The sequence below is a fragment of the Variovorax sp. YR750 genome (assembly GCF_900109805.1).
GTDB lineage: Bacteria > Pseudomonadota > Gammaproteobacteria > Burkholderiales > Burkholderiaceae_C > Variovorax > Variovorax gossypii.
Genome location: NZ_FOBJ01000036.1, coordinates 1 through 13,945 on the forward strand (window position 1 = coordinate 1; position 13,945 = coordinate 13,945).

The following is a 13,945-nucleotide window of genomic DNA, read 5'->3' on the forward strand; positions in this document are numbered from 1 at the left end:
GTCGGCCTGCATGTCGGCGATCACCACCTTGCCGCCGTTCGCAGCCAGCATGCGCGCCGTGCCTTCGCCGAGGCCCGAAGCGCCCCCGGCCACGATAAAAACCTTGCCGTCGATCTGCATTTTTCTTTTTTTTTGAATGCGCCTCTCAGGCGCGTTCGTAAAGAGTCACCACACAGGCGCCACCCACTCCAAGGTTGTGCTGGAGCGCGAGCCGCGCGTTTTCTACTTGCCGTGCTCCGGCTGTGCCTCGCAACTGCTGAACCAGTTCGGTGCACTGGGCAAGTCCGGTGGCGCCGAGCGGGTGGCCCTTGGAGAGCAAGCCGCCTGAGGGATTGGTCACTACCTTGCCGCCGTAGGTGTTGTCTCCATCGCAGACGAATTGCTCGGCGCCGCCTTCGGGGCAGAGACCGAGGGCCTCATAGCTGATCAATTCGTTATGCGCAAAGCAATCATGAAGTTCGACCACGTCGATGTCGTCGGGACCGACACCTCCCAGTTCGTACACCTTCTGTACGGCCGCTTTGGCCATTCCGAAGCCCACCACCTCACGCATGTCGTCTGCACCAAAGGTCGCGGGGCCATCTGTGGTCATGGCCTGCGCGCGGATACGGACATCCCGATTCAGACCATGGCGCTCGGCAAACCCCTTACTGCACAGAACAGCGGCGGCCGCGCCGCAGGTAGGCGGACAAGCCATGAGGCGGGTCATGACACCGGGCCACAGAATTGGAGCATTAAGGACGTCGTTTTCCGTCACCACATTCCGGAACAAAGCCAATGGATTGTTGGCCGCATGACGGCTGGCTTTAGCTCGAATCTTCGCGAAGGTGGAGAGTCGCGTGCCGTACTGCTGCATGTGCGCGAATCCTGCACCTCCGAAGTAGCGCAGTGCCAGCGGTATTTCGCGTCGGCCAACCAGTTCATCGGTTGCCTCGTCGAACCGGTCGAAAGGACTTGGCCGGTCAGTGAAGACGGTTCCGAGTGCTCCGGGGTTCATGTGCTCGAACCCCAAGGCCAGCACGCATTCCGCGGCGCCACTGGCCACCGCCTGGCGCGCCAGGAACAACGCAGTGGATCCGGTCGCGCAATTGTTGTTTACGTTGACGATGGGGATACCGGTCATGCCGACCTCATAGAGCGCACGTTGTCCTGCAGTCGAGTCGCCATACACGTATCCGGCATAGGCCTGCTCGATCTGTTCGTAAGCAATCCCGGCGTCCGTCAGCGCCAGATTCACCGCCTTTTTCGCCATCTGAGGGTATGGCTCATGCATGCTGGGCTTGGCGAACGGCACCATGCCGACGCCGGTAACGAAGACCTGATTGCTCATCTAGAAATCCTTGGTAAATGTGTGCGGTTAAGTGAGAGTGAGCCAAGCTTGGCGACGACGGTCAAACTTCAAGCCATTCCTTGCGGGTGGCGCCGTCGGCACGGAGGCTGTCTGGCGTGCCGTCGAACACGATGCTGCCGTGGCCCATGACGAGCGCGCGGTCTGAAATCTGCATCGCGATGGTGAGCTTCTGCTCGATCAGCAGCACCGAGATGCCCTTGTCCTTCAGCGTGCGCAGGTACTGCCCCACCAGCTCGACGATCTTGGGCGCGAGGCCTTCGGTGGGCTCGTCGATGATGATGAGATCGGGGTCGCCCATCAGCGTGCGGCACAGCGTGAGCATCTGCTGCTCGCCGCCCGAGAGCACGCCCGCTTCGGTGTGCTGGCGTTCCTTCAGGCGCGGGAACATGCCGTACATGTCGTCGAACGACCAGCGACTGCCCTTGCCCGAGCCCTTCTGCCCCAGCAGCAGGTTCTGGTGCACAGTGAGCTTGGGGAAGATGTCGCGGTTCTCTGGCACGTAGCCGATGCCGAAATGCGCGATCTCGTAGGCTTTGCGGCGCAGGATGTCCTGCCCCTTCCAGTGCAGGCAGCCCTCGGCATGCACCAGGCCCATGATGGCCTTGGCCGTAGTCGAGCGGCCGGAGCCGTTGCGGCCCAGCAGCGCGACGATTTCGCCGGGGTTCACGTCGAACGAAACGCCGTGCAGCACGTGGCTCTTGCCGTAGTAGGCGTGGATGTCTTTGAGCTTCAGCATGTCAGTGTCCCGCCCCTTGTGCATCCGCGACCGACGAGCCGAGGTAGGCCTCCTGCACGCGCGCATTCGCGCGAACGGCAGCAGGCGTGTCGAAGGCAATGACTTCGCCGTACACCACCACCGCGATCTTGTCGGCCAGCCCGAAGACCACGCCCATGTCGTGCTCCACCGTCAGCAGTGTCTTGCCGACCGTGACGTGCTTGATGAGCGAGATGAAGTGCGAGGTTTCGGTCTTGCTCATGCCCGCCGTGGGCTCGTCCAGCAGGATGACGCTGGCGCCACCCGCGATGGTCACGCCGATTTCCAGCGCGCGCTGCTCGGCGTAGGTGAGGTTCACCGCGTGCACGTCGCGCTTCTTCTCCAGGCCGATCTGGCGGATGAGCTCTTCTGTGCGCTCGTTGGCGTCGTCGAGGTTCGAGAGAAAGCGCAGGAAGGTGTACTTGTAGCCCAGGCTCCACAGCACGCCGCAGCGCAGGTTCTCGAAGACGGTGAGCTTCGGGAAGATGTTGGTGATCTGGAAGCTGCGCGACAGCCCCATGCGGTTGATCTCGTACGGCTTCATGCCGTCGATGCGCTGGCCGTTGAGCAGCACCTCGCCGCTGGTGGGCGTGAGCCGCCCGCTGATCAGGTTGAACAGCGTGGACTTGCCAGCGCCGTTCGGCCCGATGATGGCGATGCGCTCCCCGGCGTTCACCGCCAGGTCCACGCCGCGGATGATTTCGGTCTTGCCGAAATTCTTGCGCAGGTTCTTGATTTCGAGTGCAGAGGTCATGCTGTTGCCGCCGCTCACGCAGCCTCCCGGCGCTTGATCTCGGCTTCGATGAGTTCCTGTGCGTATCCCCAAGTGCGCACGAAGCGGCGCCGCGCGATCTCCAACAGCGCACCGCCGACGATCAGTAGTGCGGCCGAGGCCAACCAGCACACTGGATTAGATGTATCGAGCGTGAAGCCCAGGAAAGGCAGTTGCGGCCCCTGCGCTGCATCGAGCTGCATGTGATAGATCATCTCGACGAGGGCCGCCGCGCTGCCCGCGAATACCGCACCGCTCGAGAGCAGGCCCAGGTAGAGCCACCAGAACGGCTTGAAGCGGTCGAACTTGGCGACGCGCAGATTCATCATGACCAGGCTCGCCACGCCACCCGGTGCGAACATCACCATGAACAGGAACACCAGTCCGAGGTACAGCAGCCAAGCCTTGCTGAGTTCCGACAGCATCACCGAGGCGAACACCAGCAGCACCGCGCCGATGATCGGTCCGAAGAAGAAGGTCGCGCCACCGAGGAAAGTGAACAGCAGGTAGCTGCCCGAACGCACGCCGTTGAGACTGTCCACCGCGTTCACGATCTCGAAATTGACGGCAGCCAGCCCACCACCGACACCGGCAAAGAAGCCCGCAATGATGAAGGCGAAGTAGCGCACGCGCTGTGTGTTGTAGCCGATGAACTCGACCCTCTCCGGGTTGTCGCGCACCGCGTTCAGCACGCGTCCGAGCGGCGTTCCGGTGAAGGCATACATCAGCGCGGTGCAGACGAAGCAGTACGCGGCGATCAGGTAGTACACCTGCAACTGAGGCCCGAAGGTCACGCCGAAGAAAGGCGTTCCGTACACGCGGTTGGTGGTCACGCCCCCCTCGCCGCCGAAGAAGCTCGGAAACATCAACGCCATCGACGCGACGAGCTCACCCAGGCCGAGCGTGATCATCGCGAAGGTCGTGCCCGATTTCTTGGTGCTGACGTAGCCGAACAAGAAGGCGAAAAACAGACCCGCGAGACCACCGACCAGCGGGATCAGCACCAGGGGAACGGGCAGGCTGCCGTTGGTCGCGAGATTCATCGCATGGACCGCAACGAAAGAGCCGAGGCCGGTGTAGACCGCGTGGCCGAAACTCAACATACCGCCCTGCCCGAGAAGAATGTTGTAGCTCAGACAGATGATGATCATGTAGCCAATCTGCGAGAGCATCGTCAACGCCAGGCTGCTGCGGAATACGTGCGGCGCAGCGATCAGCGCGACGGCGAACAGCGACCAAATGAGAATGTTCCAAGGCTTGAGACGGCTGTAGCGCAAAGAGGCTGGCGTCGGGGAAGCGGCGTTCATGTGAATGGCGGGGTTCGTCACGTCTAGTCCTCGCGGGTGCCCAGCAGCCCCTTGGGACGGAAGATCAGGATCAGCACGAGAAACAGGTAGGGAAGGATTGGCGCAACCTGCGAGATCGTGAGCTTGAGCAGCTCATAGCCGAAGGTCTGTTCGCTGACTGCAACGCCAAGCGCGCGCAGGCCAGTGGCGACCGAATGGTCCATCGCGACCGCGAAGGTCTGGATGATCCCGATCAGCAGCGACGCCAAAAAAGCACCGGCCAGCGATCCCATGCCGCCGACAACAACAACCACGAAGATGATCGAGCCAACCGACGCGGCCATCGCCGGTTCGGTCACGTATGTATTTCCGCCGATCACGCCAGCCAGGCCAGCGAGGGCTGCGCCACCACCGAAAACCAGCATGAAGACGCGCGGCACGTTGTGACCCAGTGCCTCGACCATCTCGGGATGTTTGAGCGCGGCCTGGATCACCAGCCCGATGCGGGTGCGAGTGAGCAACAGCCAGACCGAGAGCAACATCAGCAGCGCCACCAGCATGACGAAGGAGCGGGACCGAGGAAACTGAATGCCGTAGAGCGTGAAAAGCGAACCCTGCAGCGCCTGAGGCAAGCCATAGGGCACCGGCGAACGGCCCCAGAGAAGCTGAACCACTTCGAGGATCAGGTACGACAGGCCGAAGGTCACCAGAAGCTCGGGCACATGGCCGAACCTGTGCACGCGCCGCAGGCTGAAACGCTCGAAGGCCGCACCCAGTGCGAACACCACCAGCGGCGCAACGACCAGCGTCGGCCAGAAACCGATGACGCCCGACAGCGTGTATGCGAAATACGCTCCCAGCATGTAGAAACTGGCGTGCGCAAAATTGAGCACACCCATCATGCTGAAAATCAGCGTCAGCCCGGAGCTCAGCATGAACAGCAGCAACCCGTAACTCACGCCGTTCAGAAGCGAGATGACGAAAAACTCCATGACCCACCTTGGTCTGCATAAATTGGCACGACGGGCGCAGCCCGTCTATCGAAACGCAGGGATACCTGACGGCCCCCTGCTCAGTCCAGACGCGAAGCTCAGCCTGCTGACGGGCGCCTCATCTGGCAACTGGTGGGCGTACTGGAGACCTTCGAATCCAGCTGCTTGACCGGTACAAAGCCGTAGCCGGTGTTCTCGACGCTATAGGGGTGTTGCTTATCGTTCTTCTGCCACTTGGTGATGAACATGGGTTGCTGGAGTTGATGATCCGCAGCGCGCATTTGCACATCACCTGAGAAGCCCTTGATCGACAAGCCTTCCATTGCCCTGGCCACCTTGACGGGGTTGGTGGACTGAGCTTTGGCCATTGCAGCGCCCAGCAGTTGAATCCCGGTGGCGCTTGCGGACATGTAGAAGTCATCGTTGAATTTCTTCTTGAACTCCGACCTGATCTGACCCAGCTCTCCCTCCGGGTTGGAATGACCGAGAGTGATGACGTAGACCTCGCTCTCACCACCGGCAGCCAGCACCGTAGGGGTACCAGTCGTTTCCGCGTAGTACGTGTACATGGGAACCTTCAAGCCGGCTTCGTTGATCGCCTTGACCAGCAGCGTCAGGTCCTGCCCCCAATTGCCAGTGACGATGGTGTCCGCACCCGATTGCTTGATCTTGGCCGCGTACGGGGCGAAGTCCTTCACCTGGCCGATCGGAACCAGGTCTTCACCAACGATCTTCACGTCAGGCCGATTGCGCTCGATGGCCGTCTTGAAGTACGAGGCGACTTGCTGTCCGTGAGAGTAATTCTGGTTGATCAAGAATACCTTCTTGACACTGGCCTGATCTTTCATGAACGCAGTCAGCGCTTCCATGTGCATGGAAGTGTCCGGGTACAGGCGGAAGTGCCAGAAGTTGCACTTCTCGTTGGTGAGGGCTGGGTCGACAGCTGCGTAGTTCAGATACACGACCTCTTTGCCAGGATTTCGATCATTGTGTTTAGCGACTGCATCAATGATCGCCGCCGCGGCACCTGACCCATTGCCCTGAACAATGTAGCTAAAACCCTGGTCGATAGCTGATCTGACGGTGTTCAGGCTCTCCTGCGGAGACCCCTTGTTGTCGAAGCCGACAACTTCGAAATTAACTCCGGCCGGGTTTTTCCCGGAATAGTGGGACGCGGCGAACTGCCAGCTTTTGAGCAGGTTCTGGCCGACATTGGCAAAGGGCCCCGACAACGGATCCATGAACGCGATGCGGACGGTCTCGCCCTTCTGGGCGTACGCCACGCCCGACACGGCAACGATGACAGAAACAGCAACGGTTTTCAGGACAGAACGCACAGAGACTCCTCGGAAGATGTGGTCGAACTTTAAGGAGCCTGGCGCGCCGCGCCCATCGGACGATTCCGAGCGGACGCTAGGGAAAACACGGCAGGACTGGCGCCTCAAATTTCTATGATTGAGGTATGTCGGACTCCCTCATCGACCCTTCACCCAACGTGCCATTCCAGGCGATGATCGAGCAGTCGCTGGCGGGCATCTATGTGTTGCAGGATGAGCGCTTCGTCTACTCGAACAAGACGTGGGCCAACATGATCGGGTACACGCCGGAAGAGCTTGTGAACATGACTCTGAAGCAGTTGTGCGCACCGGACGTGTACGAGCGCGTTCGGGAAGGCTACTACCGACGCCTCAACGGAGAGATCCACAGCATGCGATTCCTTTCGCGTGGCGTGCATCGTGACGGTCATATCGTGCATATAGAGATCCACGGCTCCTTCATGATCTATCAGGGACGGCCTGCGGTCGGCGGCGTGGGCATCGACATGTCGGAACGGGTTGAACAAGACGAGGCACTGCGGCGCTCGCGCGAACAGTTGCAGGAACTGCTTGCCTATACCAGCCGCAAGCTGGAGGATCAACGCCTCAGTTTTGCGCGCGACGTGCATGACGAACTGGGCGGCATGTTGACGGCCCTGAAGATGGACGCGACCCGCATCCTGCGTCGCGTTGACACAGACGAACTTCGGGACATGACTCTGAACGTGCTGGATCTAGCGCAAAAAACCATCGAGAACGTCAAGGCGATCTCCGAATCCCTGCGGCCCAGTGCGCTGGATCACGTCGGCCTGGGTCCTGCGATCACGCGTGATCTGGAGCAATTCTCCGAGCGCTCCGGAGTGATCCATTCGTTGCGATGCGAAGCCATATCGCTGCGTCTTCCACCCAAAAGGGCCAATGCGGTCTATCGGATCTTCCAGGAGGGCTTGACCAACGTAGCACGGCATGCCAACGCAAGATTCGTCAAGGTCAGTCTCTCGCAACAGAGCGAGTGGCTAGAGATGGAACTATGCGACGACGGCCGCGGATTCGTACCTGCCATGCAGGACCGTCGATCTCTCGGTCTGTTGAGCATGACGGAGCGAGCGCGCGAAGTGGGAGGGCAGTTGGACATCATCAGCTCTCCCGGCAATGGCGCCCGGCTCCTGCTTCGTGTACCACTCTTGTGAAATCGATACACCCATGATCCGAGTTCTGGTGGTCGACGACCACACCATCTTCCGCTCGGGGGTTCAGCGGCTGCTCCTTGACGAGGCCGACGTGCGCGTGACAGCCGAGGCCCGCAATGGAGCAGAGGCGCTTGAAGAACTTCGCTCGCACTCATGCGATGTGGTCCTCTTGGACATCAACATGGAGGGACGCAGCGGCCTGGATGTTCTTGCGTCGATGCGCGCGCTCCCACATTGCCCACCGGTCCTGGTGCTGTCCATGTACCCGGAAGAACAGTATGCAATGGTTGCAGTGAAGGCTGGCGCCAGCGGTTACCTTCAGAAGGACTCGGAGCCTGCGGAATTGATCCGTGCCATTCGCGAAGCAGCCGGCGGCGGTAGCTATTTGAGCGCGCGCGCGGCGCCGCTCGTCAGAGACCGGATGCGCGGCATCGACGACCGGCCTCCTCACCAGCGGCTTTCGGTCCGCGAGCACCAGATCATGCTGATGATCGTCAAGGGTATGTCCGTCACAGAGATCGGGGAGGAAATGCTGATCAGCGTGAAAACCGTCAGCACACATCGAACGAATCTGTTGGAGAAGCTGGGCGTAGCGGGCACCGCTGAACTCGTGATGTACGCCGTACGCAACGGCCTGGTGCACTGAGCCCGGCACTCGATTTCCCGGCGGCAAGGCTTGCAAGCGGCTGTACAGTTGTACTGTTGTACCTGCTCGCAAGGACGTTCAACGTAAGGATCGGCCCGCGGCTTGTCCCTGAACGTCTCCTTCATGGAGGGGTTGAGAGTCACATTGCCCGGCCATCGAAGTTTTGAACTGGGATCGTCGCGAGGTCAATGTTCTCTATGCACCGAAGATTCACAGCGGCGACGGCGTTGCCTTTGGGATCTGTGCCTTCGCCAAAGACATGAATTCCGCACTTAGGGCAGAAGCGATGCTTGATGACATGTTTGTTGAACTGGTAGGTGCCTGCCGCTTCGTCTGGAGTCTTTAGCCGAAGACTGGTGCGCGGGACAAACCACAGGAGCGAAGCTCTTCTTGCGCACATGGAGCACTTGCAGGCCAGAGCACCATTGATGGCGCCCTCGAATTCGATGGCGACATTGCCACAGTGGCAGCCTCCGGCAAAAGTAGCGGTCATGATGCTCAGGGTGGCGTGGGGCGGACAACCCTACTCTACCAAGCCGGAAGCATCACATGATGCATCATGAAGCCGCTAAGGGAACAGTTGCATGCCGGCTACAACTGGAGCGGTCCCGGGTGCCAACCTGCAGCCACGCGCAAGGCTCCCCAAAATGAACGCGTTGTAGGCCAATCGGCCCACAACGTGAGGTCTACTTTATGGCGCTTCCGCGGCCGTCCGAATAGGAGAGCCATGTACCACCAAGCGAAGTAGCGCCAACGCTTGGCTTTTGGTAGTCGCAAACACCGGTCGAGAACACCGCGCTTAACCGGACCAGTTGTGCGTCCGACAATGATGCAGGGTAATCGGAGCGCTGGATCGGCCTGAGCTGACATTTCAAAACATCATCGGTCAGCGGCGCACCAGCGACTAGCCGTGGATTGCGATGGAATGGGTAGAGCGTTCCACACATGCCGGAGTTACTGATATCGGCGTGCTCTGCAATTGGCGTCCCAGTGGAATCAAAACAGGTGTCCTCGAGCCCAGAGGGTTTGTTGGCGAGAACTTTGGCTGCCTGCGATGAGTAAGAGGCTGTATCTGACTTGATGCTCGTGAGCCACTGATCCATACGAGTCAAAACTTCGTCCATCAGCGGTTGCGTAATCGCCGGTCCGCGATAGATCACCTGATTCCCCACCGAACCGGCTCTTTCAAGGCGTGCCCTCGAAACGAGCGATCGCACGCTGTCATGGACATCGCCAGCGAGATCGGTGTAGTTTCGCCAATCCAGAATCGGAATTCCCGAAAGATTCTCCATCTGATTCACTCGACCGTTCGCAAAGGCGGCGTTCAGTGCTGCAGCGGGCGCCGTCATTCGAGCGGACTGCAGGTTTCCGTCCTTGTCGTAGCCCCCAACAAACTCATTGAGTTGAACAAACTGCTCTGCAGTGATGTCTCCCGCCTGGAATGCGCTCAGGCCGTATTGCACGCCTTCATTGTCCAACGGCCGATACGCAAATCCGTCGGCCGGATCTATGCCAAGCATGTTTTTCTGGGTGTCATAGACGGTACAGCGTGCCCCAGCTGGGTTTGTGGCAGGGTCATAGAGTTCAGATGCGGGAATTGCCAATGAGCAATTGTTTAGCTCATATGTGTTGCCGCCATAAACAATCGGTGGATAAGCTGTTCGCTTCGCAGTAACGAGTCCAGGTGCATAGCTTGCCTGCCATGCGTTGGTACAGGTTTTCCAAGTCCCATATCCCGATACGGCTGTCTTTTGGGCGTCCGACCAAGCCAGAGAAGAGCTGTTGGTAAAGGCACGATCAAGCAGCGGACAGTCCATTGCAGAGGGCATCACGGAGACAAGATCCGAAAAGGATTCACCAGGCGCGATTCCGTCGAGAATTCCCGGGTAGTTGTTGGCGATCCCGCGCTGCAAAATGGAGCCGCCTGACAGCCCCCAGCCCATCAAGTACATCGGCACGCCATATGTTTTGATGAACCGCTCCTTCACCATCGCCGCAGTCTCTGCGCCAAGCACGTCGTTCGCATTGGTGCCAAACACGTCAAGCGTCGACCCAAGCACGGCAAAGCCGCGGGAGAGTATGGCTGTTTCCAAGACACCACTGACGGGTGATAAACCTGTGCTGGTGCCTTGCGTATAACCAGCTCCAGTAGATCCACCGAAGACGAAAACAGCCTTCTTGTTCCATCCGGCATAGCTCTTCACAGGAGCGGGTGTGCCCTCGACGGTGGGGTCGAACAACACGGCCATTTGGTAGATCCCACGGTTCAGTGTTCCCGTTTCGTGACGTACGATCAGATTAACCGTACGCCCGTCGCTGGTCGTGGTTGTCTGCACATCTGCCGGCAGTGCTGATGGCAACACCTTCCAAGTGGCCTGGCCCTTTGGGAGATACAGATAGAGCACCTTGGTTGGCGCGTTGCAGTTTTCATCCACGGGATCGCCGAGAGTTGATCCATCCGGCAGCTTGAATGATGCCGTTTGGCACACCCAGGGTTTTTGATGAGGCCCTGAGAAGATGGGCCCGTTGATATCGTGATTCTGGATTTTGACGGAGCCCGATTGACCTCCTGCGCTCACATCGATGATGTTGTCGCCCATGGAGAGCCCGGTGATCAGTCCTATCGCAGTTCGATCGCCGACTTTGCTCAACACGGCAGGTTGTACAACCTGGTTCACAGCGACCTTTAGCGCCGTGAGGTCGGTGTCGGCCGGCACAGTGACTTGAACAAGCGCGCTTCCCCCACTCACCATGTCCGTGCGACTCGACAAGATGGAGACTACCGGTGGGCCGCTCTGCGCGGGAGGTGCACCATCGGAAGGTGCAATGCCCTGCACGGGGGCAAACGTGACGCCGTGGTTGTCAGACCCACCGCAACCACCTACTAGTCCAGTACCCAAGGCGGCCGAAATCGCTAAAAGCCGCATCGCTTTTCCGTTCATGATGTCTCCATACTTGTTTCTTTATCGAACAGCTGCTTACCATCTGCCATGGAGGTTCTCGCTAAACCATCGACGACGCACGTATGACATTCGAAGCATGGAAAGCAAAGGGACATCCTCGAAAGAGGTAAGCCAACTTTAAGAAGTCCAGGGCGACACTCCCATCGGACGATTCCGAGCGGTCGCTAGGGAAAACACGACCGCACCTTGGCCGACACCCCCTGACGCTCACGCCAGCGCGCGTTGAATCAGCAGCTTCTGGATGTCCGAGGTGCCTTCATAGATCTGGCACACGCGCACGTCGCGGTAGATGCGCTCCAGCGGAAAGTCGTTCACGTAGCCGTAGCCGCCCAGCGTCTGGATGGCCGCGCTGCACACGCGCTCGGCCATCTCGCTGGCGAACAGCTTGGCCATAGCGGCTTCCTTCAGGCAGGGCAAGCCGGCGTCGCGCAGGCTCGCGGCATGCCAGATCAGCTGACGCGCGGCTTCAAGCTGCGTCGCGCATTCGGCCAGGCGAAAGCCCACGGCCTGCTGGTCGAAGATCGAGCCGCCAAAGGCCTGGCGTTCCTTGGCATAGGCCAGCGCCACGTCGAAGGCGCTGCGTGCCATGCCCACGCTCTGCGCGGCAATGCCGATGCGGCCGCCTTCGAGCGCGCCGAGCGCGATCTTGTAGCCCTCGCCCTCGGCGCCGATCAGGTTCTCGCGCGGGATGCGGCAGCCGTCGAAGTTGATCTGCGCGGTGTCGCTGCTGTGCTGGCCCAGCTTGTCTTCGAGGCGCGCCACGTTGTAGCCCGGCGCATCGGTCGGCACGATGAACGCGCTCATGCCGCGCTTGCCTGCGCCCTTGTCCGTTACCGCGATGACGATGGCCACCTGGCCGTTCTTGCCGCTGGTGATGAACTGCTTCACACCGTCGATCACGTAGGCGTCGCCGTCCTTGCGCGCCGTGGTGCGCAGGCTCGAGGCATCGCTGCCTGCCTGCGGCTCGGTGAGACAGAAGGCGCCGAGCATCTGGCCCTGCGCCAGCGGTTCGAGCCACTGCTTCTTCTGCTGCGCGTTGCCGTAGCGCATGAGGATGGCGTTGACCGGGCAGTTGGTCACGCTGATGGCGGTGCTGGTGCCGCCGTCGCCGGCAGCGATTTCTTCCAGCACCAGCGCGAGCGTCAGGTAGTCGAGGCCGGCGCCGCCATTCTCTTCAGGTACGCAGATGCCGTAGGCGCCCAGCGCCGCGAGGCCCTGGTGGGCTTCCTTCGGAAAGCTGTGCTCGCGGTCCCACTTGGGCGCGTTGGGCCAGAGTTCGGCTTGCGAGAAATCGCGCACCGCGTCGCGGATGGCTTCCTGGTCAGTACTCAGCAACATGATGCAGTCCTCACACCAGTTCGATAGCGACGGCGGTTCCTTCGCCCCCGCCGATGCACAAGGTGGCCACGCCGCGCTTCTTGCCGCGCGCCTTCAGCGCATGGATCAGCGTGACCATGATGCGCGCGCCGCTGGCGCCGATCGGATGGCCCAGCGCGCAGGCGCCGCCGTTCACGTTGACGATCTCGTGCGACACGTCGAGTTCGTGCATCAGTGCCATCGGCACCACGGCGAAGGCTTCGTTCACTTCCCACAGATCGACGTCTTTCACCTTCCAGCCGGTCTTCTGGAACAGCTTGGCGACGGCGCCCACGGGCGCGGTCGAGAACCACTCGGGCTGCTGCGCGTGCGTGGCGTGGCCGACGATGCGGGCGATGGGCCTGGCGCCGATCTTCTTCGCGTGCGACTCGGTCATCATGATCAGCGCGGCCGCGCCGTCGTTGATCGACGAGCTCGATGCGGCGGTGATAGTGCCGTTTTCTTTCTTGAACGCGGGCTTCAGCGTGGGAATCTTGTCGAGCTTGACCTTGCCCGGGCCTTCGTCGATCGAAATGACGGTGTCGCCGCCGCGGCCCTTGACCGTGACGGGCACGATCTCGTCCTTGAAGAGGCCGGTGTCGGTGGCCTTCTTGGCGCGCTCGACACTGGCGATGGCAAACGCATCCTGCTGCTCGCGCGTGAACTTGTACTTGGCCGCGCAGTCTTCGCCGAAGGTGCCCATCGAGCGGCCCGGCTGGTAGGCGTCTTCGAGGCCGTCGAGCATCATGTGGTCGAAGATGCGGTCGTGGCCCATGCGGTAGCCGCCGCGGCCCTTGAGCATGAGGTAGGGCGCGTTGGTCATGCTTTCCATGCCGCCGGCCACCATCACGTCGTGCGTGCCGGCCAGCAGCAGGTCGTGCGCGAGCATTGCGGCCTTCATGGCCGAGCCGCACATCTTGCTGAGCGTGACTGCCCCTGCGCTGTCGGGCAGGCCGCCCTTGTAGGCCGCCTGGCGCGCCGGGGCCTGGCCCTGGCCTGCCATCAGGCAGTTGCCGAACAGCACTTCGCCCACGCTCTCGGGCGCGATGCCGGCGCGCTCGACAGCGGCCTTGATGGCTGCGCCGCCGAGGTCGTGCGCGGAGAGGGAAGAAAAGTCGCCTTGAAAGCCCCCCATGGGGGTGCGGGCGGCGCCGACGATGACGATGGATTCGGACACTGGATTTCCTTGAATGACCTGAGAGGATTTACTTCGGCGGGAGTCGAATCGCTCCGTCGAGACGAATCACCTCGCCGTTGAGCATGTCGTTCTCGATGATGTGCTTCGCCAGCTTGGCGTAGTCCTCGGGCGTGCCCAGGCG

12 protein-coding genes and 2 pseudogenes are annotated in these 13,945 nt (G+C 60.7%); 2 read left to right on the forward strand and 12 right to left on the reverse strand.

Annotated elements, in window-relative coordinates; genetic code table 11:
- From BMY35_RS38210 to BMY35_RS37255, 7 genes and pseudogenes are all read right to left on the reverse strand, one after another.
- A pseudogene (locus BMY35_RS38210) lies at positions 1-120 on the reverse strand (3-hydroxyacyl-CoA dehydrogenase); the annotation flags it as partial.
- Between the two features lie 25 nt (positions 121-145).
- A complete protein-coding gene (locus BMY35_RS37230; protein WP_093210081.1) occupies positions 146-1,330 on the reverse strand; it encodes a lipid-transfer protein in 1,185 nt (394 codons plus the stop codon).
- 61 nt (positions 1,331-1,391) lie between these two features.
- Positions 1,392-2,087, reverse strand: a complete 696-nt coding sequence (locus tag BMY35_RS37235; protein ID WP_093210083.1) for an ABC transporter ATP-binding protein — start codon at positions 2,085-2,087, stop codon at positions 1,392-1,394.
- Between the two features lies 1 nt (position 2,088).
- A complete protein-coding gene (locus BMY35_RS37240) occupies positions 2,089-2,859 on the reverse strand; it encodes an ABC transporter ATP-binding protein (RefSeq protein WP_093210090.1) in 771 nt (256 codons plus the stop codon).
- Positions 2,860-2,873: 14 nt separating this feature from the next.
- Entirely contained in the window at positions 2,874-4,184 is a 1,311-nt protein-coding gene (locus BMY35_RS37245) for a branched-chain amino acid ABC transporter permease (RefSeq protein WP_093210084.1), read from the reverse strand.
- Between the two features lie 23 nt (positions 4,185-4,207).
- Positions 4,208-5,155, reverse strand: a complete 948-nt coding sequence (locus BMY35_RS37250; RefSeq protein ID WP_007833170.1) for a branched-chain amino acid ABC transporter permease — start codon at positions 5,153-5,155, stop codon at positions 4,208-4,210.
- Between the two features lie 98 nt (positions 5,156-5,253).
- A complete protein-coding gene (locus BMY35_RS37255; protein WP_007833169.1) occupies positions 5,254-6,492 on the reverse strand; it encodes a branched-chain amino acid ABC transporter substrate-binding protein in 1,239 nt (412 codons plus the stop codon).
- A 125-nt stretch (positions 6,493-6,617) separates the two neighbouring features.
- On the opposite strand from BMY35_RS37255, the gene BMY35_RS37260 reads away from it, so the two are divergent.
- The gene (locus BMY35_RS37260) at positions 6,618-7,661 is read left to right on the forward strand and encodes a PAS domain-containing sensor histidine kinase (protein WP_093210086.1); all 1,044 of its coding nucleotides are present in this window, start codon (positions 6,618-6,620) and stop codon (positions 7,659-7,661) included.
- A gap of 13 nt (positions 7,662-7,674) precedes the next feature.
- Positions 7,675-8,307 carry a response regulator gene (locus BMY35_RS37265; RefSeq protein ID WP_042673361.1) on the forward strand — a complete coding sequence of 211 codons (633 nt, stop codon included), beginning with the start codon at positions 7,675-7,677 and terminating at the stop codon, positions 8,305-8,307.
- Between the two features lie 139 nt (positions 8,308-8,446).
- On the opposite strand, the gene BMY35_RS37270 is transcribed toward BMY35_RS37265, so the two are convergent.
- The 5 genes and pseudogenes from BMY35_RS37270 to BMY35_RS38220 form a co-directional block, all read right to left on the reverse strand.
- Positions 8,447-8,800 (reverse strand): GFA family protein, encoded by a 354-nt coding sequence (locus BMY35_RS37270; protein ID WP_093210087.1) that lies wholly within the window; start codon positions 8,798-8,800, stop codon positions 8,447-8,449.
- Positions 8,801-8,993: 193 nt separating this feature from the next.
- Positions 8,994-11,249 carry a DUF6351 family protein gene (locus BMY35_RS38215; RefSeq protein ID WP_143080842.1) on the reverse strand — a complete coding sequence of 752 codons (2,256 nt, stop codon included), beginning with the start codon at positions 11,247-11,249 and terminating at the stop codon, positions 8,994-8,996.
- Positions 11,250-11,477: 228 nt separating this feature from the next.
- Positions 11,478-12,608 (reverse strand): acyl-CoA dehydrogenase family protein, encoded by a 1,131-nt coding sequence (locus tag BMY35_RS37275; protein WP_093177254.1) that lies wholly within the window; start codon positions 12,606-12,608, stop codon positions 11,478-11,480.
- A gap of 10 nt (positions 12,609-12,618) precedes the next feature.
- Positions 12,619-13,803 carry an acetyl-CoA C-acyltransferase gene (locus BMY35_RS37280; protein ID WP_093210089.1) on the reverse strand — a complete coding sequence of 395 codons (1,185 nt, stop codon included), beginning with the start codon at positions 13,801-13,803 and terminating at the stop codon, positions 12,619-12,621.
- Positions 13,804-13,831: 28 nt separating this feature from the next.
- Positions 13,832-13,945, reverse strand: a pseudogene (locus BMY35_RS38220) (3-hydroxyacyl-CoA dehydrogenase); the annotation flags it as partial.

What these genes read in the sequence shown, in the direction of transcription:
- BMY35_RS38215 (WP_143080842.1), bottom strand. Translation starts at nt 11,249, where the DNA reads ATGAACGGAAAAGCGATGCGGCTTTTAGCGATTTCGGCCGCCTTGGGT.
- BMY35_RS37275 (WP_093177254.1), bottom strand. Translation starts at nt 12,608, where the DNA reads ATGTTGCTGAGTACTGACCAGGAAGCCATCCGCGACGCGGTGCGCGAT.
- BMY35_RS37270 (WP_093210087.1), bottom strand. Translation starts at nt 8,800, where the DNA reads ATGACCGCTACTTTTGCCGGAGGCTGCCACTGTGGCAATGTCGCCATC.
- BMY35_RS37260 (WP_093210086.1), top strand. Translation starts at nt 6,618, where the DNA reads ATGTCGGACTCCCTCATCGACCCTTCACCCAACGTGCCATTCCAGGCG.
- BMY35_RS37250 (WP_007833170.1), bottom strand. Translation starts at nt 5,155, where the DNA reads ATGGAGTTTTTCGTCATCTCGCTTCTGAACGGCGTGAGTTACGGGTTG.
- BMY35_RS37265 (WP_042673361.1), top strand. Translation starts at nt 7,675, where the DNA reads ATGATCCGAGTTCTGGTGGTCGACGACCACACCATCTTCCGCTCGGGG.
- BMY35_RS37235 (WP_093210083.1), bottom strand. Translation starts at nt 2,087, where the DNA reads ATGCTGAAGCTCAAAGACATCCACGCCTACTACGGCAAGAGCCACGTG.
- BMY35_RS37245 (WP_093210084.1), bottom strand. Translation starts at nt 4,184, where the DNA reads ATGAACGCCGCTTCCCCGACGCCAGCCTCTTTGCGCTACAGCCGTCTC.
- BMY35_RS37240 (WP_093210090.1), bottom strand. Translation starts at nt 2,859, where the DNA reads ATGACCTCTGCACTCGAAATCAAGAACCTGCGCAAGAATTTCGGCAAG.
- BMY35_RS37230 (WP_093210081.1), bottom strand. Translation starts at nt 1,330, where the DNA reads ATGAGCAATCAGGTCTTCGTTACCGGCGTCGGCATGGTGCCGTTCGCC.